Source organism: Actinoplanes sp. NPDC051388, assembly GCF_055586225.1.
The window spans coordinates 221,275-247,592 of record NZ_JBVJIP010000015.1 but is presented as its reverse complement, the minus strand read 5'-3'; the positions used below and the strand labels follow the sequence as shown (position 1 = coordinate 247,592).

At 70.1% G+C, this 26,318-nt stretch carries 28 protein-coding genes; 19 read left to right on the top strand and 9 right to left on the bottom strand.

Going from position 1 to position 26,318, the window contains the following annotated elements:
* Positions 1-123: 123 nt before the first annotated feature.
* From ACZ6TI_RS33395 to ACZ6TI_RS33385, 3 genes are read left to right on the top strand one after another with little or no spacing between them, the layout of a single operon-like run.
* Positions 124-870 carry an LLM class flavin-dependent oxidoreductase gene (locus ACZ6TI_RS33395; RefSeq protein ID WP_465349183.1) on the top strand — a complete coding sequence of 249 codons (747 nt, stop codon included), beginning with the start codon at positions 124-126 and terminating at the stop codon, positions 868-870.
* Between the two features lie 40 nt (positions 871-910).
* Positions 911-5,278, top strand: a complete 4,368-nt coding sequence (locus ACZ6TI_RS33390; protein ID WP_465349182.1) for an eCIS core domain-containing protein — start codon at positions 911-913, stop codon at positions 5,276-5,278.
* The gene (locus tag ACZ6TI_RS33385) at positions 5,275-5,694 is read left to right on the top strand and encodes a hypothetical protein (protein WP_465349181.1); all 420 of its coding nucleotides are present in this window, start codon (positions 5,275-5,277) and stop codon (positions 5,692-5,694) included. Before ACZ6TI_RS33390 ends, ACZ6TI_RS33385 begins: the two co-directional genes overlap by 4 nt.
* Here the strand turns inward: ACZ6TI_RS33385 and ACZ6TI_RS33380 are convergent.
* Positions 5,691-6,071 carry a VOC family protein gene (locus ACZ6TI_RS33380; RefSeq protein WP_465349180.1) on the bottom strand — a complete coding sequence of 127 codons (381 nt, stop codon included), beginning with the start codon at positions 6,069-6,071 and terminating at the stop codon, positions 5,691-5,693. The genes ACZ6TI_RS33385 and ACZ6TI_RS33380 overlap by 4 nt on opposite strands.
* 253 nt (positions 6,072-6,324) lie before the next feature.
* On the opposite strand from ACZ6TI_RS33380, the gene ACZ6TI_RS33375 reads away from it, so the two are divergent.
* Positions 6,325-7,140, top strand: a complete 816-nt coding sequence (locus ACZ6TI_RS33375) for a hypothetical protein (RefSeq protein ID WP_465349179.1) — start codon at positions 6,325-6,327, stop codon at positions 7,138-7,140.
* Positions 7,141-7,148: 8 nt separating this feature from the next.
* On the opposite strand, the gene ACZ6TI_RS33370 is transcribed toward ACZ6TI_RS33375, so the two are convergent.
* The 3 genes from ACZ6TI_RS33370 to ACZ6TI_RS33360 form a co-directional block, all read right to left on the bottom strand.
* Positions 7,149-7,451, bottom strand: a complete 303-nt coding sequence (locus ACZ6TI_RS33370; protein ID WP_465349178.1) for a hypothetical protein — start codon at positions 7,449-7,451, stop codon at positions 7,149-7,151.
* Positions 7,452-7,511: 60 nt separating this feature from the next.
* A complete protein-coding gene (locus ACZ6TI_RS33365; protein ID WP_465349177.1) occupies positions 7,512-7,967 on the bottom strand; it encodes a hypothetical protein in 456 nt (151 codons plus the stop codon).
* A 90-nt stretch (positions 7,968-8,057) separates the two neighbouring features.
* Positions 8,058-8,246: a hypothetical protein gene (locus tag ACZ6TI_RS33360; protein ID WP_465349176.1), complete on the bottom strand. Its 189-nt coding sequence runs from the start codon at positions 8,244-8,246 to the stop codon at positions 8,058-8,060.
* Between the two features lie 163 nt (positions 8,247-8,409).
* On the opposite strand from ACZ6TI_RS33360, the gene ACZ6TI_RS33355 reads away from it, so the two are divergent.
* Positions 8,410-9,180, top strand: coding sequence for a pectate lyase (locus tag ACZ6TI_RS33355; RefSeq protein ID WP_465349175.1), 771 nt, complete (start codon positions 8,410-8,412; stop codon positions 9,178-9,180).
* Here the strand turns inward: ACZ6TI_RS33355 and ACZ6TI_RS33350 are convergent.
* Positions 9,177-9,758 (bottom strand): TetR/AcrR family transcriptional regulator, encoded by a 582-nt coding sequence (locus ACZ6TI_RS33350; RefSeq protein ID WP_465349174.1) that lies wholly within the window; start codon positions 9,756-9,758, stop codon positions 9,177-9,179. The genes ACZ6TI_RS33355 and ACZ6TI_RS33350 overlap by 4 nt on opposite strands.
* A 112-nt stretch (positions 9,759-9,870) precedes the next feature.
* On the opposite strand from ACZ6TI_RS33350, the gene ACZ6TI_RS33345 reads away from it, so the two are divergent.
* Positions 9,871-11,334: an MFS transporter gene (locus ACZ6TI_RS33345; RefSeq protein ID WP_465349173.1), complete on the top strand. Its 1,464-nt coding sequence runs from the start codon at positions 9,871-9,873 to the stop codon at positions 11,332-11,334.
* On the opposite strand, the gene ACZ6TI_RS33340 is transcribed toward ACZ6TI_RS33345, so the two are convergent.
* The 3 genes from ACZ6TI_RS33340 to def form a co-directional block, all read right to left on the bottom strand.
* A complete protein-coding gene (locus ACZ6TI_RS33340; protein WP_465349172.1) occupies positions 11,331-11,693 on the bottom strand; it encodes a hypothetical protein in 363 nt (120 codons plus the stop codon). The genes ACZ6TI_RS33345 and ACZ6TI_RS33340 overlap by 4 nt on opposite strands.
* On the bottom strand, positions 11,690-13,420 hold the full coding sequence (locus tag ACZ6TI_RS33335; protein ID WP_465349171.1) for a hypothetical protein: 1,731 nt from the start codon (positions 13,418-13,420) through the stop codon (positions 11,690-11,692). Before ACZ6TI_RS33335 ends, ACZ6TI_RS33340 begins: the two co-directional genes overlap by 4 nt.
* Before the next feature lie 102 nt (positions 13,421-13,522).
* On the bottom strand, positions 13,523-14,065 hold the full coding sequence (def, locus tag ACZ6TI_RS33330) for a peptide deformylase (RefSeq protein WP_465349170.1): 543 nt from the start codon (positions 14,063-14,065) through the stop codon (positions 13,523-13,525).
* 201 nt (positions 14,066-14,266) lie between these two features.
* Between def and ACZ6TI_RS33325 the strand changes: the two genes are divergently transcribed.
* The 8 genes from ACZ6TI_RS33325 (at position 14,267) to ACZ6TI_RS33290 (ending at position 19,444) form a co-directional block, all read left to right on the top strand.
* Positions 14,267-14,635, top strand: coding sequence for a nuclear transport factor 2 family protein (locus ACZ6TI_RS33325; protein WP_465349169.1), 369 nt, complete (start codon positions 14,267-14,269; stop codon positions 14,633-14,635).
* Between the two features lie 501 nt (positions 14,636-15,136).
* Positions 15,137-15,514 carry a CdiA C-terminal domain-containing protein gene (locus ACZ6TI_RS33320; protein ID WP_465349228.1) on the top strand — a complete coding sequence of 126 codons (378 nt, stop codon included), beginning with the start codon at positions 15,137-15,139 and terminating at the stop codon, positions 15,512-15,514.
* Positions 15,515-15,548: 34 nt separating this feature from the next.
* Positions 15,549-15,998 (top strand): SitI3 family protein, encoded by a 450-nt coding sequence (locus ACZ6TI_RS33315; protein ID WP_465349168.1) that lies wholly within the window; start codon positions 15,549-15,551, stop codon positions 15,996-15,998.
* Position 15,999: 1 nt separating this feature from the next.
* Positions 16,000-16,566 carry a SitI3 family protein gene (locus ACZ6TI_RS33310; RefSeq protein WP_465349167.1) on the top strand — a complete coding sequence of 189 codons (567 nt, stop codon included), beginning with the start codon at positions 16,000-16,002 and terminating at the stop codon, positions 16,564-16,566.
* 160 nt (positions 16,567-16,726) lie between these two features.
* Entirely contained in the window at positions 16,727-17,182 is a 456-nt protein-coding gene (locus ACZ6TI_RS33305; protein WP_465349166.1) for a YbaB/EbfC family nucleoid-associated protein, read from the top strand.
* Positions 17,183-17,187: 5 nt separating this feature from the next.
* Positions 17,188-17,508 (top strand): hypothetical protein, encoded by a 321-nt coding sequence (locus ACZ6TI_RS33300; RefSeq protein WP_465349165.1) that lies wholly within the window; start codon positions 17,188-17,190, stop codon positions 17,506-17,508.
* Positions 17,505-18,203, top strand: coding sequence for a WXG100 family type VII secretion target (locus tag ACZ6TI_RS33295; protein WP_465349164.1), 699 nt, complete (start codon positions 17,505-17,507; stop codon positions 18,201-18,203). The genes ACZ6TI_RS33300 and ACZ6TI_RS33295 overlap by 4 nt, the downstream gene beginning before the upstream one ends.
* 257 nt (positions 18,204-18,460) lie before the next feature.
* A complete protein-coding gene (locus tag ACZ6TI_RS33290) occupies positions 18,461-19,444 on the top strand; it encodes an arabinan endo-1,5-alpha-L-arabinosidase (protein WP_465349163.1) in 984 nt (327 codons plus the stop codon).
* Between the two features lie 3 nt (positions 19,445-19,447).
* Here the strand turns inward: ACZ6TI_RS33290 and ACZ6TI_RS33285 are convergent, their stop codons facing one another.
* Positions 19,448-20,695 (bottom strand): Gfo/Idh/MocA family protein, encoded by a 1,248-nt coding sequence (locus ACZ6TI_RS33285; protein WP_465349162.1) that lies wholly within the window; start codon positions 20,693-20,695, stop codon positions 19,448-19,450.
* A 48-nt stretch (positions 20,696-20,743) separates the two neighbouring features.
* Between ACZ6TI_RS33285 and ACZ6TI_RS33280 the strand changes: the two genes are divergently transcribed.
* The 5 genes from ACZ6TI_RS33280 (at position 20,744) to ACZ6TI_RS33260 (ending at position 26,201) form a co-directional block, all read left to right on the top strand.
* Complete coding sequence (locus ACZ6TI_RS33280) at positions 20,744-21,871, top strand: ROK family protein (protein WP_465349161.1); 1,128 nt, start codon at positions 20,744-20,746, stop codon at positions 21,869-21,871.
* 81 nt (positions 21,872-21,952) lie between these two features.
* Positions 21,953-23,185: an ABC transporter substrate-binding protein gene (locus tag ACZ6TI_RS33275; RefSeq protein ID WP_465349160.1), complete on the top strand. Its 1,233-nt coding sequence runs from the start codon at positions 21,953-21,955 to the stop codon at positions 23,183-23,185.
* Positions 23,182-24,078: a carbohydrate ABC transporter permease gene (locus ACZ6TI_RS33270; RefSeq protein ID WP_465349159.1), complete on the top strand. Its 897-nt coding sequence runs from the start codon at positions 23,182-23,184 to the stop codon at positions 24,076-24,078. The genes ACZ6TI_RS33275 and ACZ6TI_RS33270 overlap by 4 nt, the downstream gene beginning before the upstream one ends.
* Positions 24,071-24,889 carry a carbohydrate ABC transporter permease gene (locus ACZ6TI_RS33265; RefSeq protein WP_465349158.1) on the top strand — a complete coding sequence of 273 codons (819 nt, stop codon included), beginning with the start codon at positions 24,071-24,073 and terminating at the stop codon, positions 24,887-24,889. Before ACZ6TI_RS33270 ends, ACZ6TI_RS33265 begins: the two co-directional genes overlap by 8 nt.
* Positions 24,890-24,893: 4 nt before the next feature.
* Positions 24,894-26,201, top strand: a complete 1,308-nt coding sequence (locus ACZ6TI_RS33260) for a DUF4832 domain-containing protein (protein ID WP_465349157.1) — start codon at positions 24,894-24,896, stop codon at positions 26,199-26,201.
* Positions 26,202-26,318: the final 117 nt, after the last annotated feature.

Here is a 26,318-nt window from a genome sequence, read left to right as displayed (position 1 = left end):
CCGGCTCAGGCCGGCGCGGCGTCGGCCAGGCCGCTCTGGCGGGCGTTCCGGGCGTTGGAGGCCGGGCGGCGCGCAGCGCGGTGCTGACCGCGCGAAGTCGTCTGGACCGTTACCCTCCTCGGGGTGTCGAAGCCTCGGGTCGCCGTCCAGGTCGCGCAGGAACACTCCGACTACCCGGGCATCCGGCGAGCCGCTTCGGCCGCCGAAGCGATCGGCGCGGACGCGGTGTTCAACTGGGACCACTTCTTCCCGCTGGGCAAGGTCCGCACCGGCGAGCACTTCGAGGCCTGGACGATGCTCGGCGCCTGGGCCGAGTCCACATCGACGGCGCGGATCGGGCCGCTGGTCAGCTGCGCCGGCTACGGCGAACCCGGCCTGCTCGCCGCGATGGCCCGCACGGTCCACGAGATCAGCGGCGGCCGCTTCGTGCTCGGCGTCGGCGCCGGCTTCCGGGAGTGGGAGTTCCAGCAGTACGGGTTCGCGTTCGGCACCCCGGCCGAGCGGGTCCAACAGGTCGCCGACGTGCTCGCCGCGGTCGGGTCGAGCGTGCCCGTGCTGGTGGCCGGCGGCGGGACCAGGATGCTGCGGCTGGCGGCCGAGCACGCGCGGATCTGGCACACCTTCGCCGAGGGCGACGAACTGGACCGGCAGTCGGCGGTCCTGGACCGGCACTGCCGTGACCTCGGGCGCGACCCGGCCACGATCGAGCGGTCCACCTTCGTCGAGGGTGACCCGGCGGAGGTCGGGCCGGCGCTGCTCGCGCAGGGGGTCACGTTGTTCACCGTCATGACCTTGGGCCCGAAGTACGACCTGGATGACGCCAAGCGCTGGATCGACTGGTGCGAACTGCACCCATCGCTGCCCGACTGACCATGGCGTGAGCTGCTGATTCCATCGCAGACTGCGGACAATGGCGCAGAGCGAGGTTCCGCTGCAGCCCGAACCCGCACGCCGCTCCGAGGCGGACGTGAAGCCGGCGCCGGGGCGGTCACCCTCGCCCGCGGCAGCGCAGATGCTGGGCCTGCTGGGTGCGGCCGGCAACCGCGCGGTGGCCCGCATGGTCGAGCACGGCGGCGGCCCGCCCGATCTGCCGAGTCTCGCGCCACGGATCGCCTCCCGGCTGGGCCGGGGCGAGCCGATGGCCGACGGCGTGCGGACCGAGATGGAGTCCGGCTACGGCGCCGACCTCTCCGGGGTGCGCATCCACCGCGACGCCGAGGCGGCCGGGCTGGCCTCGTCGCTCAACGCGGAGGCCTTCACCACCGGCCAGGACGTGTTCTTCGGCGCCGGGCGCTACGACCCCGGCACCCCGACCGGCACCCACCTGCTGGCCCACGAGGTGGCGCACACCCTGCAGGGCGGCGGCACCCCAGCGGCCTCCCCCAGCGGCGCCGGCCTGACCGTCAGCGACCCGGACAGCCCGGCCGAGCGCGAGGCCGAGGCGGCCGCCGACCTCATCGCCGGCGGCCGCACCCCGCACGTGCACTCCGGCGGCGGCGGCGGTGGCGACGAGGACGTGTGGCGCTCCCCCGGCGACCTCACCGACACCGACCTGCTGCTCAACGTCTCGTTCGGCGGGTCGTCGGTGAGCTTCTGGTGGCCGATCGCCGAGCTCGACAAGGCGCTGGTCGACAACCTGCGCGCCAACCCGCAGAACATCGCCGCCATCGAGACGCAGATCGTCGCCGCGCTGCACGACGACGCCGGGCCGATGCACGAGAGCCAGGTCTATCTGCAGAGCCCGCCGGTCGCCGACGACCTGCGCCGGGACCTGAACGCGTGGCCGCAGGCCGGCGCGCTGACCCGGTTCACCGCCCGGTTCGCGGCCCGCGCGGCGGCGGTCCGGAACAGCCGGCTGCGCTACCCGCTCGAACAGAGCCTGGAGGCCTCCGGCACGCTGCGGCCGGGCGAGATCGACTGGGCGGTGGAGGTGGCCGCGCTGCGCGGCCGCGAACAGGCGCCGTCGGTCACGGTGCTCGACGCGGCCCGCAAGGACCGGTACGAGCTCGCGCTGACCATCCTGGACCGCGAGACGAAGACCGGTCCCGAGCCGGCGCCGGGTCTCGCCGCGCATCCCGACCTGCTCGGCCCGATCATCTACGCGCGCTACGCGGCAACCGATCCGGCGCCCTCCGAGCTGCAGACCGGCGAGATGACCCGGACGCACAGCGAGGCGTTCCTGGCCCAGTGGCTGCCGACCATCCGGGACACCCGGCTGATCGCTGACGACTTCGACCTGGCCGCGTTCGAGCCGAGCGGCGAGATGGACGCGCTGCGCCGCGAGCTGGTCACCCGTTACGTGTCCGAGGCCGCGCCGCGCACCATGGAGAAGTTCCTGCTCGACCGGTGGGTGGCCGACCAGCGCACCCCGGAGAAGTTCGTGCAGACGGCGGACATCAGCGGCCTGCGCACCGAGCTGCTGGAGGCGCTGACCAAGGACTTCCCCCGCTGGGCGGTGACCCAACCCGGGTTCACCGGCGCCTTCTGGTCCGATGTCGGGCAGCGGGCGGCGTTCAACGCGCTGCGTACCCTCGTCCTGGTCGGTCGATCTTTGCAGACCTTCCACGCGGGCCTGGCGGACCGCTTCGCCACCGCGGGCCCGGAAAGTCTCAGCCCCGAAGAGTTCGCGATCGCGCAGGACCCGTTCGGCTACAGCCAGAAGATCGCGGCCACGGCCGCGCTGACCACCGCGTTGACCGCGCACCTGCGGCCGGGAGCGCTCCTCGAGCGCGGCCTTTCCTCCTGGTACGAGGGGATCGCCGCGGCGTGGTCGGTCAACGGTGAGGACGCCCGCGGCGTGGCCGGGCTGCTCGCCGTGTTCCAGGGCCTAAGCGGGCTCAAGTCCGCGATCGAGGCCCAGCAGACCGCCAGCAAGCTGCAGATCGCCGGCCAGCTCGACACCAGCTTCGAGACGATCGCCGGGATCATCCGCAACGAGGCCCTCGCCGCCGACGAGTTCATCCAGAAGACCTGGATCCCGATGCTCAAGACGGTGGCGCTGGAGCAGATCACGCACAACCGCGACCAGATGTCGGAGCACCTGGCGAACTGGCCGAAATATCGCGCCGACGCGGCGGCCCGCTTCAAGATCTGCGGCCACTTCCTGGACGACGTGGTCACCCGGCTGCAGTCCGGCGACCTCGACTCGGTGGAGGCGAACGGGACCACCCTCACCGTGGCCGAGGTGCCCGCGCTGATCCAGGCCCGGGACTTCATGCGCGGCGAGGCCGCGAACCTGGAGAACGACGAGAAGGCGGAGGACAAGAAGGACGACATGCGCGAGGCGGTCGACGGGTTCGAGAAGGTGCGCAAGCGCATTCTGGACGGCGACTACAAGCCGGTCGACTACACGAAGGCGGTGTACGACGAAGCGCGTACCCGTCTGGGGTTGGTGGGTTATGAGCCTTACACCACGATGGGCGCGGCGCTGGACCGCTGGGCGATCGTGCCGGAGAACCCCTTCAAGGCCTATGCGATCGCGCGCTGGCAGTGGGAGGAGCACGTCAAGGAGCTCGACCACGACTTCCTGGTCTTCGTCGGGCTGGGCCTGCTGACCGTCGCGTCGCTGGTGGTGCCGGGCGCGGCCGGGCTGGTGCTCGCCGGGGTGGACGCGGTGGCCGGCGTGGCGATGGGCGCCAAGGGTGTCTCCGACGCCTACGAGCTGCTGGACCTGGCCGAGCTCGACCCGACCGGCGCGATCGGCGGCGTCACCGTCGAGCAGGCCCGGGCGGCGCTGCGCACGGCGTGGATCGGCTTCGGCCTCAACCTGCTGCTGGTCGGCGGCATGGCGGCGGTCTGGGGCGCGCTGCGGCTGGTCGGCCGCGGCGCGAGCAAGATCCCGGCCGAGATGACCCACCTGAGCGCGCTGATGAAGGTGAACCCGGTCGCCGCCGAGAAGATGATGGCCCAGGTCAAGGACCTGGCGAAGCTCGAGGAGCTGCTCGCGGCCACCGGCGACTCGCTGCTGCTCGAACGGATGCTGGCCAAGACCGGCGACGTGCGCCACCTGGAGTACGCGCTGATGTTCGGCGAGCCCGGCAAGATGGCCGAGCTGATCGACCTGGCCGGCGACGCGAAGAAGCTGACCAACGTGCTCGACCACGTGCCGGACGCGGTGACCGCCGAGCGGCTGCTGCGGATGACCACCGACGCGGAGGGCCTCGGCCTGCTGGTGCGCAGCGCGGACAACGCCGGGTTCGCCGAGGCCATGCTGAAGTGGACGAACGACCCGCGGCTGGCCGACCGGATGCTCGGGCTGGCGGCCGGCGAGCAGGCCGGCATGGTCTCGCTGAGCACCACCGGGCTGAGCACCGAGTCGGCGCTCGCGCTGCTGCCCAAGTGTGACAACGCGGCCGAGCTGGCGGCGCTGGTCAAGCGGATGGAGAGCGGGCCGGAGCAGATCGTCGGGCTGCTCGGCAAACAGACCCCGGCCGAGGTGCGCGCGGCGCTGGACAAAGGCATCCGGCCGGGCGAGATCGAGATGGGCGTCGGCACGCCGGGGACCGCGGCGACGCAGCCGACGTTCGAGCCCGGCCTGATCGACATGCCGCAGACGTCGAAGGACATCCTGGCCGAGTACGGCCTGGCCGATCACCCGAAGATGCTGAGGATCGAGCCGCACCAGCTCAACCGGATCAAGACCCTCGACAAGGGTGGCGGCCTGGTGAAGAAGGTGCCGCAGAAGGTGCGCGAGGACGCGGCTAGGTGGGCGGCCGACGGGGCGTCCAGCCCGGGCGACATGGTGGACCGCTGGGAATTCTTCAAGAAGCGGGTCGACGAGCAGGCCGAGACGTTGGTCGGCAACCCGGCCTATGCGAACAAGAACCTCAAGGTGGTGGCGGCCGAGCAGCTCACCGCCGATCTGAGTCTGGTCGACAAGGCGCTCGGCGAGCGCGCCGGGGCGATGGAGAAGCTGGGCGGCATCGGCTGGGCGGATCTCGGCGCGCCGGCCACGGCGGAGTCGGTGAAGGGCGGCGCGACCCGGCTCACCTTCGGCAGCGAAGCCAATGCGGCCTACCACCCGGACAAGCACTTCGGCGAGTTGCCGGGCAGCGAGATGGGCACGGCGACCTCGTTCGAGGGACGGGCGCAGGCCTATCTGGCGAGTGCGCGCCGTACCGTCGCGGAGGGCAATCTGGCCGAACTGGGCGACGCCGGCGGCGGCGCAGCCAAGATGGTCTTCAAACGGACGCACGAGGGGGTTGAGGTGACGGCGATCGTCATCGCGCGCGAAAACTACGCACTGATCGCGAGCGCCACCGGAAAGACGATCAAGTGACGGCGCGAGACCGCATCGCCGCCGCGATCCGCTACCTGGACGCCGCCGAGGCCCAGGACTTTCCCGGCACGGCACGGACCGCGCTGGTGAACGTCGGGCTGGCCGAGATCGAGCTGGGCTCGGCAGCCCTGGTCGACGACGCCGCGGCGGCGCCCCTGCGGGAGCGGGCGGCCACGCTCGGCCCGCTGATCGCCCGCGCCGCGATCAACATCGGCTCGCTGGACCTGGACGACGCGCTGCTGGCCCGCACCGGCTACCAGGACCTGCTGGACCTGGGCACCTGGCCCGAGCCACCCTTGAACGACTTCCACCTGGGCGAACTGGACGAGGAGCTGGCGGACCTGGTCGCCGACGCACCCCCGTTCGAGGTGCCCACCGGCATCCCGGCGACCCACCGCTGGTGGCACCGCGCCTAGTCGTCCGGGCGTCCCAGATCGTCGGGTCCGATGATCTCGTAGACGTTGCCGTCGGGGGCGCGGAAGTGCTGCCAGGCACGGCCGTCGGCGCGCTGCGGTTCGGGATGGAGGAATTCGACACAAGCCTCGGCCAGAGCGGCGTGCGTCTCCCGGAAGGACTCCACGGCGAGGCCGACCACCGGCCCGGTCCCGAAGAACTCGTGGAACTCGTCGGCCGGGCCATAGACGTGCACCTCGGTGCCGTCCAGGAGCCGGTACCAGGTCGCGCCCGGCCGCTCGAGGATCACCTCGAGCCGCAATACGTCGCGATAGAAGGCGTTCATCGCGTCGGCAGCCGACGTCCGCACGCCCAGCCAACCCAGCGACCGCACCGCCACAGCCCCTCCACTCGGGTCGGCCCATCCGCCTGTCATCCCCGTCGAGCGCTCACAAGGACACATTGGCCCGGCCATGGCGCAAGCATCGACGATGCGACCGTATTCCATCCGATCATCGGATCAACGGCCGAAAAGCGTGCCTGATAGACGACCATAAATGTGTCAAGAAGGCGATTGCGGCGCCCGTCCGGGTGCCCTACGACTGGAGTTTGTCCCCGGTCACAAACCTAATTCACCGAGCTGGGGTGTGGATATGCGCAAATTGCTGGCTCGCAGTCATCCTTGGTGGCTGTTGGCGCTTTTCACCGGCGTCGGACTCATCGCGATAGTCATAGGTGCCTGGCGGGCCCGTCTCGGCCACGATGATTGGTTCGACGAGCTGTGGTTGGAGGTCGCCAAGGCGGGCGTTCAAGTGGTCGCGGTCGGTGTGCTGGGCGGCGCATTGGCAGCGATCTGGCAAGTCGTCGCCGCTAGACGCGAGACGAAGGCCGCGGAGAAAGCAAAGGTGCGCGCCGAGCTCGCTTCGCTGGTCGCCCTCTACAACGGCGTCAAGTCTGTCCGCCGCACCATACGCAGTCTCGGACTTGACCTGAAGACCTACCCCAGCGCCGAGCGAGAGGAGGTGAGGCGGACCGCGGTGCTCACCAAGGAACAGGCCAGTGGCTTCCACGCCCAGATGCTTGTTCTCAATGGACTGCAACTTGGATTTGAGGACAAGGCGAAACAGTTCGGTCAGACGAATCTGCTCGGAGGCGGAACCGTCGAGGTCGTCAAGAAGATCGGCCAGATCGAGGACCACCTCAATCACGTATTGGACCTGTGGGAGCGGAACGGCTGGACAATCCGGGAAGGCACACCGCTACATCGCGTGCCCGATGGGCTCGAGCAACTGCTCCGCGTGCGTGCGTATCTGCGTCCTCAGGTTTCTGATCCGATGAAAAGGATCACCGAGATCATCAATGAGCAGGTGTTCGGCAAGGCTTCCGGGTCCGCCAAAGAAGAACTGAACCAGGTCCTCTTGAAACACGAGGAACGGGACGACCGACCGGTCAACCTAGTCGCGAGGTAGAGCCCGCATCAGGTCACCGGTCTCGGCTCCTCGTGGTGGGTGTCCCAGATCCACACGTCGTTGCCGTGGTCGGTGGTCGTGCTGCAGCGGTGGCGCAGCAGGTCGATGGCGTCGGGCGGCAGGTCGTTGGGTGGCCCGTCGGAGGCCGGGCGCAGCGCCGCGTCGACGTTGTAGGCGTAGCGGCCGGGCAGCAGGTAGTCGCGGCGGAAGCTGGTGCGCCAGCGGGAGTTGCTGCCCAAGCCGTGGGACAGGTCGACGCCGTCCCGGTGCCGGCGGCGCGACGCCCAGTACATGCACGAGGTGGTCGCCACGACCGGGTCCAGGCGCTCGGTCCCGGCCGGGACGGTTACGCCGGCCCGGGCCAGCAGCAGCTAGCCGACCATGCATCCCGGCCACCACTCGGCGGCCGGGCCGACCGCGACGATCTCGTGGTGGAACGGGTGGAAGGCGTCGGCGTCCGGGACGGTGCCACCGATCGCGGCGATGAACTGCCGGTAGATCTGCGGCGGCAGCCAGTCGGCGGGGTATTCCGGGTCGATGGACGGCGGCTGGAGCGGCAGGATCAGCTCGTCGATCAGGTGGCTGAACGCGTAGAGCGCCCACCGGTCCTCGGCCTCGAGCGCCACCGCCGCCATCTCGGGACGGCCGGCCTCGTGCAGCGCGGCGACGATCGGCCGATGGGCGGCGATCCACGGATCGAGCACGTCGCGGGCCCAGTCGCCACCGTCGAAGGCCATCGTCGGCTCGTGCAGCCCGTGCCTGATCTCGTGATAGGCGCCTTCGGGGAAGAGAAGCCGCCGGACCTGCCCGGCTCGCTCCGGGTTCACGAGTTCTCTCGCTTCTCGACGCGGTACCAGAGCTCGGTGAAACCGGCCTCCACCGCGTTCCGCAACGTCACCGATTCCAGCATGCATCCATCATGGACTCCGCAGTTCACCGGCGGCGGCCAGCTCACGGATCCAGCCGCCGTGCGCCGGGCAGAAGCGCACCGGTTCCTCGCCCTCGAAGAGCACGCGTTCCTGGTGGCCGTCGGGACAGGTCGGGGCGGCGAAGGGGTTCAGCACGCCATCGAGATCGAGCAGAAGAACCGGCACCGTCAGATCCACGACGCCACCCTAGGGAAGTGACGGAGAAATTTCCGGGCGTCGGCGAGCAACCAAATGAGCGACTTCAATCAGATTCGCCCGGACGCATCCCTTTGGTGGCTCGCGAACGTGTTGTCGCCCAGCGGCCCGAACGGCGGGCCGCCGTGACGCAGGGAGGCAGCACGTGGCACCACGAACGGGCAGAACGAGAACGCGGATCATCGCCGCCGGCGCGGTCGCCCTGGCCGCGGCCACCGCGGTCGCGACCACGCACTTCGCCTCGGCCGCGGAGTCGCCCCGTACGCTGGCCGACCAGCTGGTCACCGCGACCATCGAGGTCAGCGGGGACTTCGACGGCGGCGGGCAGCGGTTCGTCGCGGACGGCGCGCTCGGCGACGGCGGCCAGGACGAGGGCCAGGACCCGATGTTCGAGCTGGCCGACGGCGCCACCCTGAGCAACGTGATCCTCGGTGTGCCGGCCGCCGACGGGGTGCACTGCTCGGGCAGTTGCACGCTGAGCAACGTGACCTGGGAGGACGTCGGCGAGGACGCGGCCACCTTCCGGGGGTCCGGTGCCACCGTCGTAGTCGACGGCGGTTCGGCGGCCAAGGGCACCGACAAGGTGTTCCAGGACAACCGGCTGGCCGGCGGCTCGGTCACGATCCGCAACTTCGCGGTCAGCGACTTCGGCAAGCTCTACCGCTCGTGTGGCAACTGCAGCTCGCAGGCGGCCCGCACGGTGACCATCGAGAACGTCACCGCGACCGCGCCGGGCAAGGTGCTGGCCGGGGTCAACGCCAACCTGGGCGACCGGGTCGCCCTCTCCGGCATCACCCTGGCGGGCGCCGGGGCCGACGACATCCACCTCTGCGAGCTCTTCGAGGGCAACGACACCGGCGACGAGCCCACCAAGATCTCCGACGAGCCGGACGGCGTCGCCTGCGTCGTGAACTAGCCGGGCGAGCCCAGGACCCCCTCGACCAGGTCACGCAGCGGGTCGAGGAGGTCCTGCTCGGTCGCCGAGGTCAGCGGCTCGAGGCCGGAGGTGGTGCGCATCAGGGCGATCCCGAAGGCGGCGGCGACCACCAGCTGGGCCCGCAGCGGGGCGTCGTCGCCGGTCAGGCCGGATGTCGCGGCCAGCCGATCCGCGAACGACCGCAGCACGGCGAAGCGGATCTCGTCGGCCCGCTCGTCCCCGGATCGCCGCAGCAGCATCAACATCTTGTTGGGATGATCCGCCGCGCCCGACGCGGTGAGCTGCCGGGCGATGAGCAGCGGCAGGTCCGCCAGGCTCACCTCGTGCCGGACGACCTGCCCCAGCTCGTCCACCGCCCCGCCCAGGCAGGCCTCGAACAGCCCCTCCTTCGAGACGAAGTACCGGCTGATCAGCGCCACGTTGACGCCCGCGTCGGTGGCGATGTCGCGCACCGTGGTGGCCGCGTACCCATCTCGGGTGAAGCGTCGGCGGGCGGCGTCGAGCAGCAGCTGCCGGGTCGACTCGGCGTCTCGCCGACGTGGCGCTGTGTCACCCATACCGGCAAGGATAAGCATTACTCGGTGTGATGTAAACCATTGTTGACTTAGCCGCCGCGACCCCGATACTGGACCAAGTCAGCAGATGTTTACATCCAACCCCGGGATCACGATGACCGAGACGACGACCCAGTCGAAGAAGCCCAACGGCGCCCTGCTCGTGCTCTATCTGTCGCTCGGTGGCCTGGCGTTCGCGGTGCTGCAGTCGCTGGTCGCGCCGGCGCTCGGCACGATCGCGACCGACCTGGAGGCGTCCACCAGCGACATCAGCTGGGTGCTCACGGCGTACCTGTTGTCGGCGTCCGTGCTGACGCCGATCCTCGGACGTCTCGGCGACATGGTCGGCAAGCGCCGCGTGCTGGTCGCCGTGCTGATCCTGCTCGCCGCCGGCACCGTGCTCGCCGGCCTCGCGCCCAATCTGGCCGTGCTGATCGTGGCCCGCGCGCTGCAGGGCGCGGCCGGCGCCATCATGCCGCTCTCCATCGGCCTGGTCCGCGACTTCCTCCCGCGCGAGCGGGTCAGCGTCACCGTCGGCCTGCTCTCCGCGATCTTCGGCATCGGCGCCGGCGTGGGCATCGTGGCCGCCGGCCCGATCGTCGAGCACCTGTCCTGGCACTGGCTCTTCTGGCTGCCGCTGGTGCTGGTGGCGGTCGCCCTGGCCGGCGCGATCTTCGGGATGCCCGAGTCGTCGATCCGCAAGCCCGGCCGCCTCGACCTGGCCGGCGCCGGCATCCTCTCGGTGTCGCTGGTCTCGCTGCTGCTGGCGATCAGCAAGGGACAGCAGTGGGGCTGGGGCGCCGCGCGGACGATCGTCCTGCTCGGCGTGGGAATGGTCGCTCTGGTCGTCTTCGTCGCGGTGGAGTCTCGGGTACGCGAACCGCTCATCGACATGCGCCTGATGCGGATCCGTGGCGTCTGGGCCACCGACCTGGTCGCGCTGGTGCTCGGCTTCGCGATGTTCGGCACCTTCGTGCTCATCCCGACGCTGCTGCAACTGCCCGCCGCCACCGGCTACGGATTCGGCCAGACGGTCTCCGAGGCCGGCCTGTTCCTGCTGCCCACCACGCTGTCCATGATGGTCTTCGGACCGCTGGCCGGCCTGCTGGACCGCCGCTACGGCCCCAAGCTCCCGATGCTGCTGGGCACGGCCTCGGTCACCATCGCGTTCGCCCTGCCCGCCGTCGCGCACGGCGCCCTCTGGCAGATCGTGGTCTCCGGCGTCTTCACCGGCGCCGGCATCGGCCTGGCCTTCGCGGGCATGTCCAACGCCATCATCGCGAGCGTCCCGGCCGCCCAGACCGGCGAGGCGAGCAGCGTGAACGCGATCGCCCGGACCATCGGCAGCAGCATCGGCACGGCGGTGATCGCCGCCGTCATCACGTCGAAGAGCACGCCGCAGGGGCTGCCGGCGGACGACGCGTTCAGCACCGGCTTCCTGGTCTGCGCGATCGTAGCGGTGCTGGCCGTGGCGGGCGCGCTGATCGTGCCGTCGGCCCGCCGCCGGCACGACGAGGCGGTCGCGGCCGGCGTCGACGACCTGCCGCCGGAACCGGTCGAGCTGGCGCGGGCCCGCTAGAGAGCCTCGATCGCCTCGATCGGGTGGACGCACGTGCCACCGAGCGAGGCGGCCTCCGGCGGGTCGGTGGGGTGCGGTGGCATCTCGGCACGGAAGGTGCCGGTCACCCGCACCCGCCGGCCCGCCAGCTCGGCGATCTCGGCCTGGTCGCGGCGGTGGTCCGGCCGGCCCCAGGCGCCGAGGAACGGGCCGTCGCCGTCCGGCTCGACCGCGATGAGTACCTGCCACGGCGGCGGCAGGCCGTCGGGCCGATAGGGAATCGGATCCCACACCGTGTACGTGCCCACGACCTCGACCCGCTCCCCGTCGTGCGCCCGGCACTCGGCCATCGTGGTGCACACCGGCAGCGCCCCGCTCATCGGTCGAACTCCACGGTGGTGTTGTACACCGCGTCGTCCCACGGCCGGTTGTCGACCGCCGGCTGGTACGGGTCGTCGAAGTCCACGATCGAGATCATGTCGTCCGCCGACAGCGTGTCGTGGTCCCAGACCGACACCGAGATCTTGCCGTTGACCGGGACCAGCGCGCTCAGCGGGATCCAGAACGTGTTCTTGGCGCCGCTGCCCATCTCGGCCTCCCCGGTGCGATATTTCCGGCCGCTGTGCGACGCCTGCACGTACACGTCGTCCGGTCCTTCCTGAGCCTTCTTGACGACCACCGTGACCTTGATCCAGCGGTTGGCGATCTCCCCCTGCATCGCCATCCTCTCGCCCTCGACGGCCGAGGCGGCGGCCTTCTTGATCAGTTCGGCCGTGCTGAGCGCGGCCTTGCCGGGGATGAACGGCGAGGGATCGGCGCTGGTGGCCGCGGCCATCGTGGTGCCCTTGCCCGGCCCGCCGACGCCCTGCCACTGCTCGTGCCAGGTCTGGCCGGGCTTGCTCGGCGGGCCGTACATGGCGAAGTACCAGGCGTCGTCGGTTGCCTTGTAGCCGCGGTCCTTGGTGTAGTTCTCGAAGGTCATCCGGTCGCCGCCGGCCACCATGATGACCCCACCCCAGTGGAAGTTGTATCCCTTGCCACCCTGTTCGTCGTCGCGCCGCCGGGTGAAGGCCTCGCCGACGCCGGGAGCGGCGTACTCGTTGATCCCGTGCTTCTTGTCGAAGGCGTCCTTGTCCGCGGCGCTCAGCGCGTTGTACGCCGCGTGCGCGCTGGCCCGGTCGGGTCCCAGCCCGCCGGCCACGAAGATCTCGTCCCGGAAGGTCGCGGGGTCCTTGCTGCGCGAGGTCTCCTGCCGGTTGCCGGCGGCGTCCTGATAGATCCCCTTCGGCGGGGTGTCGGTGCCCATGCCGCCCTGCACCTCGCGGGCCGAGACCCCGCAGTCGGCGTAGAACTCCTCGTTGTCCTCATCGGAGAGGATCTTGTACTCGACCTTGACCGTGCTCTTCGGGCCGCTGCCGTCCGGCGCCTGCCCGGACGGGCCCGCGCCGCCCGGCTCGATCCGCACGCCCGACTGCTTGGCCTGCAGGATCGCGTTGGCTTCGGTGATCAGCGCGGGATCGGCGAAGGCCAGGTGCTTGTCGGCGGTGGTGATCACCATCCGGCCCTCGTCGGCGACCCGGGCCGTGCCGCCCGCCTTCCACTCGCCGCTCGCCGCCTGCGCGTCCGGCGGGAACTCGGTGAAGTCGTGCACCCCGGCGCCGACCGCCGAGCCGCCGGCCCCGATCAGGTCGCGGGCGGACCGGCCGGCCGACGCGGCGCCGGCGACGTCGTGCGCGTGCCGCTCGGCGCCCAGCCCCTGGTCGTTGGTGCGGCCGGAGTGCTGCAGCAGGTGAGCCGCCTCGTGCGCGGCGACCCCCACCGGCGGCGCCGGGCTGGCGAAGTGGGTCACCATGCCGTCGGTGAAGGCGGGCACGCCGCGGTCCTGGCAGACCGCCGGATCGTGCACCGCCGAGCCGGGCACCGACTGGCCGGTGGCGTTGCTGATCGCGCTCGCGTGCGGATAGGAAGCCATCCGCGAGACGAGCGTGCCGACCGCCCGGTTGCCGGCCTGCTGCAGCGCCGCCCAGCCGGCCGTCGCGGGGTTGCCGGCGGTCGCGGGCGTGCTCGTCGTCGTGGTCTCGTCCTGGACTCGTCGCTCGCGTTCCATCGGTGCCCCCCACCGGCCGCTGTTCGCCGAGCGTAGTGGGCGGTGTCACGCAGCGTTGTCGGTCGGCTGACAGGGCTGCCGTGGACCGGTGACGGCGTTTGTTCAGCCGTGCGGGCTCACCCGCACCTCGGGAGCCGGCAGGCCCTCGAACCAGGCCGCCTCCCGGATCGTGGCCAGCAGGCGCTCGCGCTGCTCGGGGCGCTGCCGGTCGATGAACAGCACGCCGTCGAGGTGATCGGTCTCGTGCTGGATGCAGCGCGCGAGCAGGCCCTCCCCGACGATCTGCAGCGGGTCGCCGAGCTTCGTGTAACCCTTGGCCACCACATTGCGGCGCCGCCGCGTGTCCAGATAGACCCCCGGGATCGACAGGCAGCCCTCGGGGCCGTCCTGATCCTCCTCGTCGGGGAACTCGAGCACCGGGTTGACCAGGTGGTCGATCTCGCCGCCGGAGATCTTCGGGCTGATCGCGAAGACCCGCAGCCCGACGCCGAGCTGCGGGGCGGCCAGGCCCGCGCCGCCGGTCGACTCGAGCGTCTCGGTCAGGTCCTCCACCAGCTTGGCGAGCTCGGCGTCGAAGTCGGTGACCGGCGCGGCCTTCGACCGCAGCACCTCGTCGCCGATCAGCCGGATGTCAACGATGCTCATGATGTCTGCCTCCTCGAACAGATGGTCACACGCCGCCGCACCAGGTGCTCGACCCGGGCGGCGAGACCTCCGACACCCGGCAGCACACTGCGCCCGGACCTCGGCGGGGTGCGGGTGGCGCAGTTTTGTCACAGGCACGTGGCACCATGGCCGCGAATGACAACTCGCGCGCCCAACGCCTCGACACGAATGGGAGCACCAATGGAGGAGGACATCGAGGAAACGCTGCGTAGCCTCAAAGACCAAGCACTCGCAGCCACCCGGGACCGGGATCAGGACTTCTACAGTGGGTACCTTGCGGACGACGCCGTGGCAATTCTCCCGGCAGGCGTCTTCGACAAAACGGCCGTCGTCGCCACGCTCGGCTCCCCCCGCGTCCCGTTCGAAAGTTCGAGGATCGACGACACCCAGATCATGGTCCTCAGCCCTGACGCCGGGGTGGTGACATACCGAGCGACTCTGGCCACCGGTCAGGTCTTCGTCACCACCGTCTATGCCCGCCGCAACGGGGTCTGGCAGGGCGTGCTCTACCAGCAGACCCCAATGACAAAGGCAGGGAAGGCAGCATGAGACGCCCGTCGGCGCTCGACCGAGGAGGTGGCCGCCGGGCTCGGGGTGCCGCGGTCGGCACCGTCAAGTCCCGCTCGCACTACGCGCTGCGCGCCCTCAAGGTCGGCCTCTTCTAGCCGCGGCTCCTGGCCCCCCGGGGATTGAGCTGGGTCGTTATGCTCCGGCGGTCAACGTCAACGGGGTAGGGCGGGCATGACGGCGAAACCAAGAGGGCCGGGGAACGGCGGCGACGGCGACGGCCCGGACGGCGGCGGGCCCGGGCGCCCGCGCGGCGGGGGCGGCGGCGCGGAGAACATCTCGTCGGCGCAGAACACCGTCGACGCGGAGATGAAGCTCGGCCGCGGCGGCACCGGCGGCGACGGCACCGGCGGACCCGGCACGAGGCCGGGAGGCCAGACCGACGACTCGGTCACCCAGCCGACGGGCGAGCTCGGCGGCACCCCGGAAGGGCTGCCGACGAAGATCGATCCGAAACAGGACGACAACGTGCAACGCTCTCTCATGCGAGAGAACACGGCGGCGCAACTCCTCGCTGCCGGCGGTCACCACACTCAGCAGAACCCTTCGCCAGCGGAGGTCGCCGCAGCACGGGCGGCGACCGGCGACACGGGCGATCCCGAAAAGAATCCGGACTATCTGCTCGACGGCCGGGTGTTCGACTGCTACGCGCCGGGCGAGACCAAGAACGTCCGCGGCGTCTGGACCGAAGTCAACGACAAGATCGACGCTGAACAGACCCAGCGAGTGGTGGTTGACCTGGAGGATTGGGGCGGCAACGTGCCGGACCTGCGCAAGCAGTTCGAGGATTGGCCGATCGAGAATCTCAAAGAGGTGAAGGCAGTCCTGCCGGATGGCCAGATCGTCCAGATCGTCCCGTAGCACCGCAAGATCGAACAGAGTGAGAGAGTGAAGCATGGCGACTGAGTACCGGCTGACGCTTGCCGGGAGCACCCCGATCCAGGAGGTGGCCGCACGGGCGCTCCCCGACCCGCAGGAGCGTCCGACCAAGCCCGGGCGGATGCTGTCGGTCGGCCTGCACGACCGCTACGGCTTCGCGATCACCTTCCTGACCCGGCAGAACGGATACATGGACGCCGAATCGGATGATGGTCACTGGGAGCTGGAGCTGCCCGCCCACGTGTCCGTGATCTTCCGAATGGACAACGGCGCCGACCCTGAGCTGTCGGTGACCGCCATGCTGACGATCGTGCGGCGCCTGCTGGACACCGGGCCGGAGGACGCATCGTTCGTCCTCAACGGGAACTGGCTGCTGTTCACCCGGCTCGGCGGCGTGGTCCGCAAGCATCGCCGCGACAAATGGTGGACCTCCTACGCCTTCGCCGCGCCGCTGATCCCGGGCTGACATGGCCATCGAGTACAACCTGGTGCTGGCGGGTGAGACGACCATCGAGCGTATCGCCGAGCGGGCCTTCCCCATCCCGGCCGAGCGGCCGACCGGGACGCCGCCCCTGCTCTCGGCCGGCCTCTGGGAACAGCACGGGCTCGCAGTGTCCGTGCTTGGCCGGAAGCGGGGCTACTTCGACCTCGCCACGGACGACGGCGTCTGGGAGTGGCAGCCGGAGCAACACATGATGCTGTCGTTCCAGATGGAGAAGAACGTCGACACGCATCGGGCTTTGACCAACATGCTGACCGTCGTCCGCCGGGTCCTGGACACCGGGCCGGAGGACGCGGTGTTCAACCTCAACGGCGACTTCCTGCTGTTCAGCCGGCTCGGCGGCGTGCTCGTCAAGCACCGCAAGGACACTTGGTGGGCCAGCTACCCGGCCGCCAACCAGCTCATTGAGGGACGACAAGGACGGGCGCCTGGCGACCGAGTACCGGCTCGCCCCGACACCGGCCGTGGAGATCGCGCAGCGGGTCCTCCCGGAGCCTCGGCAGCAGGCCGGAGGACGTGGCATTCGTCCTGACCGGCAACTGGTTGCTGTTCATCCGCAAGTGCGGGGTCCTGGTAAGGCATCGGCAGGATCGCTGGTGGCCAGCTAAGGCGCGGGGGACGAGGACATCGCGGATGGCTGGGGCTCGGTAGGATGACCGATCGACGTCAGTGATCGTGAGCGGGGATTTGACATGACGACCGGCATCGGTGATGGCGACGCGATCTTGGAGCCGGGGCAGGCCACCGAGCGGCTGGCGGCCTGGAAAGGGCGGATCGACCAGCTCGCCGCCGACACCAAGGCGATGAGTGACCGGCTCGCCACGCTGCAGGTGTCCGCCGAGGACGAGACCCGGATGGTCAAGGTCACCGTCGACGCGCAGGGCGCGCTGGTGGACATCCGGCTGGGGCGGCGGATCCAGCAGATCGAGCCCGAGGACGTCGGCCGAGTGATCATGAAGACCATCCAGCAGGCCCGGCGCAAGACCGCCGATCAGGCCCAGGAGATCATCGCGGACACGGTCGGCACCGAGTCGCCGGCCGCGCGGGCGATCGCCGCCCAGGTCGGCGAGCGGTTGCGCACGGCCGAGCCGCCGGCGCCCGCCGAGCCGGTCCGGCGGGACGGGTTCGACGAGAGATACGGGGCATAGCGGCGATGGCTGAGGGATTCCTGGTCGACCCGGCGCAGCTGCGCCGGCACGTCGGCAACCTGGAGGCGGTCCGCGGGCGGTTCGGTGCGGTCAAGGGCGCCAGCGCGCACATCTCGGGAGACTCCGGGGCCTATGGGCTGCTGTGCGCCTGGCTGCCCGCCGTCCTCGAGGGGCGGCACCAGCGGCAGGACAGCCTGATGGCCTATGTCGAGGAAAACCTCTCGCTGGCCGCCGACGCGGTGTCGTCGGTGGCCAAGGTCTATGAGGAGGTCGACGCGTCCGCCCGCGACCGCATCCGCAAGTCCGGCGAAGGGCTCGGGAAATGACCGACAACTCCCTGGTCGCCGGCGTCGTCTCGACGCGGGAGCCGTGGACCGGCTCGGGGCTGGCGGACAGCTTCCAGGGGCTGGTCCAGGCGATCGAGAGCGACGGCTGGGTCGACGACCTGCTGGCCGGCGGCGCGTTCGCGGTCGAGGTGGTGGCGAGCGCGCTCGACCCGATCAGCGCGTTGCTGGCCAACGGCCTGGGCTGGGCGATGGAATACTTCGAGCCGCTGCGGCACATGCTCGACGAGCTGGCGGGCAACCCCGACGCGGTGGCCTCGCACGCCGCGACCTGGCAGAACATGGCCTCCGAGCTGAGTGACATGTCCACCCAGCTGGGCAACAGCCTCAATGCCGACCTGCCCGACTGGCACGGTTCGGCGGCCGAGGCATACACGACGATGATGGGCCACAACGTGGACGCGATCGGCGGCCTGGGCGCGATCGCCGCGGGCATGGCGGCGGCCACCCAGGCGGCCGGCAACCTGGTCCAGTTCACCCGCGAGATCGTCCGGGACCTGATCGCCGACCTGGTCGCCCGGGTCATCGTCTGGGCCGCCGAGGCGATCTTCGTGGTCACCATTCCCTACATCGCGGCCCAGATCACCTCGGCCGTGGTCAAGTGGGCCGGCCGCATCGCGATGTACACGTCCGCCCTGATCAGCAGCCTCACCAACCTGAAGGCCCTGCTCGGCTGAAAGCGGTTGAAAGGGTGGGTGGGCACCGCCTGGCAGGGAGGCCGCCCCGCGGCCGACCGGTCTCCCCGGGAGGAGCGCAGGGTGGCCGAATGATCAGCCGGGAAATGAATGTGATTCTTGAATTGAGAATGCGCCGGTCTTGATAGAGAAACTGCAAATCACTGCAACTCATTGACGCTTGTCGTTGTCCGGGGAGAGCATCCCTGGGTCAGCCCGCCTCCCCCAGGGCGGTCATCCCCAGCGACCAAGGGAACGTCATGCCATCGCCCGTCCCTCGTCTGCGCAGCGTCGCCGTCCTCGCGTCGTTGCTGCTCACGGCCATCGCCGTGCCCATCTCACCGGCCGGCGCCACCGCGGCGGTCGCGCCCGCCGCCTATCCCGATCCCGGGCTCGTCACCGGTGACATCAACGTGCACGATCCGACCGTCGTGCGGCGGCCCACCGGTGGATATCTGGTCGCGCACACCGGTGACAACATCGCGCTCAAGACGTCCGATGATCGGATCGCCTTCCGCAATGCGGGGTCCGTCTTCCCCGGCGGCGCGTCGTGGACCACGCCCTACACCGGGGGCAGCCGCAATCTGTGGGCGCCGGACCTCTCCTACCGCAACGGGCGCTACGTCATGTTCTACTCGGCGTCCACGTTCGGCTCGAACCGGTCCGCGATCTTCCTGGCCACCAGCACCACCGGCGCGTCCGGCAGCTGGACCAACCAGGGTCTGGTGATCGAGTCGCGGACCTCGGACAACTGGAACGCGATCGACCCGAACCTGTTCGTCGACTCGGCCGGGCGCTGGTGGCTGAGCTTCGGATCGTTCTGGTCGGGCATCAAGCTGGTCGAGCTGAACCCGTCCACCGGCAAGCGGCTGGACGGCACGATCCGCGGCATCGCGGGGCGCGGCGGCGGCGCGATCGAGGCGCCGGTGATCACCCAGCGCGGGTCCTACTACTACCTGTGGGTGTCGTTCGATCGCTGCTGCCAGGGCGCGGCCAGCACCTACCGCATCATGGTGGGCCGGTCGACCAGCGTCACCGGGCCCTATGTGGACCGCAACGGCGTGCAGCTGAACTCCGGTGGTGGCACGCAGGTGCTCGCCTCGCACGACAGCATCCACGGACCGGGCCATCAGGCGATCGACGGCGATGTGCTCTGGTACCACTACTACGCGAACAACGGCTCGGCGCGGCTGGGCATCAACCTGCTCGGCTGGGACTCGGCCAACTGGCCCTACGTCTACTGAGGATCAGAGACGGACGATCTCCGAGTTGACGCGGGCGCGCTCGGCCGCCCAGACGACGCGGTGGGTGGCCAGACTTTGGGCCGCGTCGGAGGTCAGCAGTGTGGGATCGCCGGCCGCGACGGCGGCGGTGAAGGCCTCGGTGAGGGCCTCATCGCCGCCGCCGTGCCCGTCCGCCGCCGAGGGACCACCCTCGGCGGCCGAGTCGAAGGTCTCCTCCGCGCCGGTGCGGAAGTCGAGATAGCGCACGGTCCGGCCGTCGCCCTCGAGATGTCCGTGGGTGCCCATCAACCGGGTGTGGCGGAACTCCATCTTGGTGAAGGCGCTCACCGTGAACGAACACGTCGCCCCGTCGGCGAACTCCATGTTCACCACCTGGTGATCCACCACGTCGTTGCCGGCGTGATAGACGCAGCGACCGTAGGGCCCGGTGCGCAACGCCTCCAGCACCGCCTCCTCGGTGGGCGTGGAGGTCACCGCGCCGAGCGGCCAGAAATGCTGGTCCGGGTCGGCGACGGCGTCGAGATAGAGCCGCTTGGCCGAATAGGGGCAGGTCGGCTCGACCGGGCAGTCCAGGCAGCGGTCGGTGGCGCCGGGCGGGGCCTCGGACGGCTTGAAGTGCGAGAGGCTGCCGAACGAGCTGACCCGCTCCGGCGGAGAACCGAAGAGGTGGATCAGCCAGTCGATGTCGTGGCAGCACTTCGTCAGCAGCAGTGGCCCGGACTCCTGCTCGCGGCTCCAGTTGCCGCGCACGAACGAATGCGCGTGATGCCACCAGCCCACCGGCTCGAGATGCTGCACGCTGACCAACCGGCCGATCCGCCCCTCATCGAGCAGCCGCTTGAGCATCCGCGTGTAGGCCGTGTAGCGCAGCACGTGGCAGACCGCGACCATCACCTTGTTGCGCTCGGCGGCGTCGGCGATCGCGGTGGCGTCCTCCTCGGTCGGCGCCATCGGCTTCTCCAGCAGCAGGTGGTAGCCGAGGTCGGCGAGCCGCACCGCCGGGTCGCGGTGCATCCGGTCCTGGGTCGCGACGATCGCGGCGTCGGCGAGGCGCGGCTCGGCGGTCAGCTCGGTCCAGCTCTCGAAGACGCGGCCGGGCTCGACGCCGAACTCCGCGGCGGCGCTCTCCCGGCGATGCCGGTCCGGCTCGGCGACCGCGACCACAAACCCTGATCCGGTACGCACGGCGTGCCGCGCATAGGCCAGCCCGCGAAGCCCGGCCCCGACGAGCGCTAACGTGACCGCAGACATGGCATCCCCCTCGGCCGGATTAACACGCAGTCCCTCTAAAGTTACGCCATGACCACGCACGTCACCGGCGGAGACCTGTCCCGGCTGCGGCACCTCAACGCGCTGACCGCGATGGGCGCGCTGCGCGACCGGCCGCCGATGACCCTGACCGAGCTGTCTCGCAGCACCGGGCTTTCCCGGGCGTCGACCGAGGACGTGGTGCGCGAACTGCTCGACCTGGGCTGGGTGCAGGAGGTCGAGCCGTCCGCGGGTGGCGTCGGCCGGCCCGCCCGGCGCTACCGCTTCCGCGCCGACGCCGGCCGGCTGCTCGGCGTGGACATCGGCGGGCACAAGGTGCTCGCCCTGGTCACCGACCTGGACGGCACGGTGCTGCACAGCCACCGGGTCGAGGTCACGCCGGAGATGGGCCGGGCCGAGCGCCTGCGGGCCACCGACCGGGCGATCAGCGGCGTGCTGGGCGGCGCCGGCGACGCGTTGTGGGCGACCGGGGTCGCCACCACCGGCCTGGTCGACCGGGCCGGCCGGGTGATGCTCTCCGAGGCGCTGCCCGAGTGGACCGGGGTCGACCTGGCCGCACACGTCTCCCGCCGGGTTCGCGGCCCGGTGCTGGTGGAGAACGACAGCAAGCTCGCGGCCCTGGCGGAGACCTGGCGCGGCGTCGCCCGGCACGCCTCCGACCTGGTCTTCATCCTCTCCGGGCTGCGCACCGGCGCCGGTCTGATCATCGGCGGCAGGCTGCACCGCGGCTTCGCGAACGCGGCCGGCGAGATCGGCGCGCTGCCCGCCGCGGGCTGGATGAAGGCGCCTGGCCACCTGAGCGCCTGGCCGACCGGCGGGGACATCTTCGCCGCCGCCCACGACGGCGACCGGCGGGCGCTCGCGGCCATCCGGCGCTATGTGAAGGACCTGGCGATCGGCGTCTCCGCGCTGGTGCTCACGCTGGATCCGGAGCTGGTGGTGATCGGCGGCGGCTTCTCCCGCTCGGCCGACCTGATGATCGAGCCGTTGCGGCGGGAACTGGACCGCTGGTGCCTGCGCACCCCGGAGATCCGGGTGTCGACGCTGGCCGACGAGGGGGTCGCGCTGGGCGCGGCCAAGCTGGCGCTCGACCACGTGAGCACGGCGATGGGCGCCGGGACCGGTCTGGCCCCGGTGGAGAAGTTCGCTCGCTCCTGACTCTTGTCAGCGGCTCATCACGTGCATTAATTTTCGTGGACCCCATGATATTGGCAGACGTCGACCCGTCGGGAGCCACGGATGCGAAAGTTCACCGCCGTCCTCGCCCTGTCCCTGGTGCTCACCGGCTGCTCCGGCGGGGGCGGTGACGACGAGCCGGGCGGCAAGGTGACGCTCTCCTACGGGGTGTGGGACGTCTATCAGCAACCGGCCATGCAGGACCTGGCCGCCGAGTTCACCCGCACCCACCCGGACATCGCGATCGACGTCCAGGTCACCCCGTGGGAGGGCTACTGGACCAAGATGAAGGCGGCGGTCACCGGCGGCGCGGCGCCGGACGTGTTCTGGATGAACGGGCCCAACTTCCAGCTCTACGCGTCCAACGGGGTGATCCGGCCCAATCCCGAGCAGGTCGACATGTCGGTCTATCCCCAGCCGCTGGCCGACCTCTACACGTTCGAGGGCAAGCCCTACGGTCTGCCGAAGGACATGGACACGGTCGGCGTCTGGTACAACAAGAAGCTCTTCGACGCCAAGAAGGTGCCCTATCCCAGCGACGACTGGGCCTGGGCCGACTTCCAGGACGCCGCGGCGAAGCTGACCGATCCGGCGACCGGCGTCTTCGGCACCGCCGCGCCACTGACCAGCTTCCAGGAATACCAATACGACACGATCGCGCAGGCCGGCGGCTTCGTGCTCACGCCGGACGGGAAGAGGTCCGGCTACGACGACCCGAAGACGATCGCCGGGCTGAAGTTCTGGACCGATCTGATCGCCGCGAAACACTCCCCCGACCTCAAGACGATGACCGACACCGCGCCGATCCAGCTCTTCGAGGCCGGCAAGGTCGCGATGTACTGGGGCGGGTCCTGGAACATCTCGGAGTTCAGCAAGAACGACTACACCCGGGACAAGGTGGACGTGGCGCCGCTGCCCAGGGGCGAGAAGCGGGCCACCGTCATCCACGGGGTCGCGAACGTGGTCGGCGCCAAGACGAAGCATCCCGAGCAGGCATGGGAGTTCGTCAAGTTCCTGGGCTCCAAGCCGGCCGCGGACATCCTCGGCAAGAAAGGACCCATTCCGGCGTACGCGGGGACGCAGGGCGCCTGGGTGGCCGCGCATCCGGAGGTGAAGTTGCAGACCTTCCTGGACGCGGTCTCCTATGCGGTCCCCTACCCCGTCTCGAAGAACACGGCCGCCTGGAACGAGGCCGAACTCACCCATCTCACCAAGGCGTGGAACGGCGAGCAGCCGGTGGACCAGGCGGCGGCCGAGCTCGCCAAGGCGATGAACGAGCTCCTGGCCAAGGAATGAGGAAGGACCGCGTCACCGAGGCGCTGTGGGGGTACGCGTTCATCGCACCCACCGCGCTCGGCCTGCTCGTGTTCTACCTGTGGCCGGTGCTGCAGACCGCCTACTTCTCGTTCACCGAGTGGGGCGCGTTCGGTGGGCACACCTGGTCGGGGCTGGACAACTACCGGCGGCTGATCGGCGATGCGGAGGTTCTGCGGGCGTTCGTCAACACCGTCTCGTACACGGCTCTGGGGTTGATCGCGATCCCCCTCGCGATCGTGTTCGCGGCACTGCTCAATCGGAAGATGCGCGGCGCCGGCGTCTATCGCACCCTGTTCTTCCTGCCGGTGGTCACCATGCCGGTGGCGGTCGCGATGGTCTGGCGCTGGCTCTACAACGGCGATTACGGCCTGATCAACCACCTGCTGGCGCTGGTCGGCGTCGACGGTCCCAACTGGATCTCGGATCCGGACACCGCGCTCTACGCGCTCGTGGTGATCGGCGTGTGGAGCAGCGTCGGCTACAACCTGGTCATCTTTCTGGCCGGCATGCAGGCGATCCCGGCGGAACTCTACGACGCGGCCGCGATCGACGGCGCCGGGCCGGTGCGGCAGTTCTTCCGGATCACCCTGCCGCTGCTGTCGCCCACCGCGTTCTTCGTGTCGGTGGTCTCGGTGATCGGCTCACTCCAACTCTTCGACCTGGTCTTCGTCATCGCCGGCTCCGGCGCCTCGGCGCGGGCCAACCCCGCTTATCCCCGCCTGCAGACGGTGGTCCAGCTCTTCTACGACCGGGCCTTCGTGACCAACGACCGAGGGTACGCGGCCGCGATCGTGATCGCCCTGCTGCTGTTCATCGTGGCGCTCACCGCGATCCAGTTCCGCCTGCAGCGCCGGTGGGTGCACTATGCGTGAGCGGCTGCCCCGCATCGCCCTGCACACGGTGCTGATCGCCGCGTCGCTGGTGATGGTGACGCCGTTCGTGTGGCAGATCGTCACGTCGCTCAACTCGCTCAGCGCCGCCACCGCGGTGCCGCCACGCCTGTTGCCCGAGGGCCGCTGGACCAACTACGGGCGGGTCTTCGAGCTGCTGCCGTTCGGGACGCAGTTTCTCAACACCGCTCTCACCGCCGTGGCGCGTACCGCGGGTCAGGTGCTCTTCTGCTCGATGGCGGCGTATGCCTTCGCGCGGCTGCGGTTCCCCGGACGGAAGCTCATCTTCGGCGTGTTCCTGTCCGTGCTGATGGTGCCGCCACAGCTGTTCATCATTCCGCAGTACCAGATCATCGCGTCGCTCGGCTGGCTGAACACGTTGCCGGCGCTGATCGTGCCGGGGCTGTTCAGCGCGTTCGGGGTGTTCCTGCTGCGGCAGTTCTTCCTCGGGTTGCCGCCGGAGCTCGAGGAGGCCGCCCGGCTCGACGGCGCCGGGCCGGTCCGCATCTACTGGTCCATCGTGCTGCCGCTGGCCCGGCCCGGGTTGGTGGCGCTGGCCGTGCTGGTGCTGCTGTGGTCCTGGAACGACCTGTTCTGGCCGCTCGTGGTCAACAACGACCCGAGCCGGATGACCCTCTCCGCGGGGCTGGCCTCGCTGCAGGGGGAATACCAGACCGACTATCCGGTGCTGATGGCCGGTTCGCTGCTGGCCTCCGTACCCGTCATCGCGGTTTTCGTCTTTCTGCAACGCCAGTTCATTCAGGGCATCGCGCAGACCGGAATCAAGGGGTGAGGCAATGAAGTTGATCGCCGTCCTGGCACTCGCCGCGACTCTGCTGACCGGGTCGCCGTTGTGCGCTCCCGCGCCGACCCGGGTGGCCTATCCGCCGACCGGCGCCGTCTTCGCCAATCCGGAGCGCGGCTTCTATCACCACACCGGCAACTGCGACGCGAACGACTTCGACGAGGCGACGCTGCGCGGATATCGGACGACGCAACACATCTCGCTGGTGATGTGCATCTTCTACCTCGAGCAGTTCCGGACGAGCCCGATCAGCGCGGCCGCGCTCACCCAGCTGCAGGAGCAGCTCGCCGTGGTGCGGGCGGCCGGGTTGAAGGCGGTGCTGCGGTTCGCCTACACGTCCACCGACGACGCGGACGCGACCTGGGATCGGGTGCTCGCGCATCTCGACCAGCTGGCGCCCTATCTGCGGGGCAACGAGGATGTGATCGCGGTGCTGCAGGCCGGCCTGATCGGCACCTGGGGCGAGTGGTGGGACACCCGGAACTTCGGCGACGAGGGCGTGATCTCGCCGCAGGACTGGGCGAATCGCAAGGCGGTCACCGACAAGCTGCTCGCGGTGCTGCCCGCCTCGCGCGCCATCCAGCTGCGCACCCCGAAGTTCAAGCGCACGATGTACGGCACCGGGCGGGTGCCGCGGATCGGCCACCACAACGACTGCTTCCTGGCCAGCCCCGACGACTACGGCACCTATGAGAACCCGGCGGTCGAGTATCCCTATCTGCAGCAGGACACCACGTTCGTGCCGATGGGCGGCGAGACCTGCAACGTGAACCCGCCGCGTTCGCAGTGCCCGACGGCGACCGCCGAGCTGGCCGGGTTCCACTGGTCCTATCTGAACATCGACTACCACCCGGACGTGCTGGCCGGCTTCACCGCGGGCGGCTGCATGACGGACATCCAGCGCCGGCTCGGCTATCGGCTGGTGCTGACGGACGGGACGTACCCGGGGTCGGCTGCCCGCGGCGGGTCTCTGCGGGTGACCATCGGGATCCGCAACGAGGGATACGCGGCGCCCTACAACCCGCGGGCGGTCAACCTGGTGCTGCGGTCCTCCGCCGCGACCTATCGCATCCCGCTGAACACCGACCCGCGGTCCTGGGCGGCCGGCGCGGTCACGTCGCTCGACCAGGCGGTGACGGTGCCGTCGTCGGTGCGGCCCGGTCGCTATCAGCTGCTGCTGGAGCTGCCCGATCCGCTGCTGACGAACCGGCCGGACTATGCGATCCGGCTCGCCAACGAGGGCACCTGGGAGGCGGCGACCGGCCTGAACAACCTGGGCGCGACGATCGACATCACCTGACCGGGCCGGCCGGTGGGGGGGGTCGGGCCGCCACCACCCGAAGTCCCCCGTCCCCAGGGGAGTCCCGCCCCTCGTCACTTGCCCCGGCGGATGCCCGGGGTTGGGGCCACCCCCTTT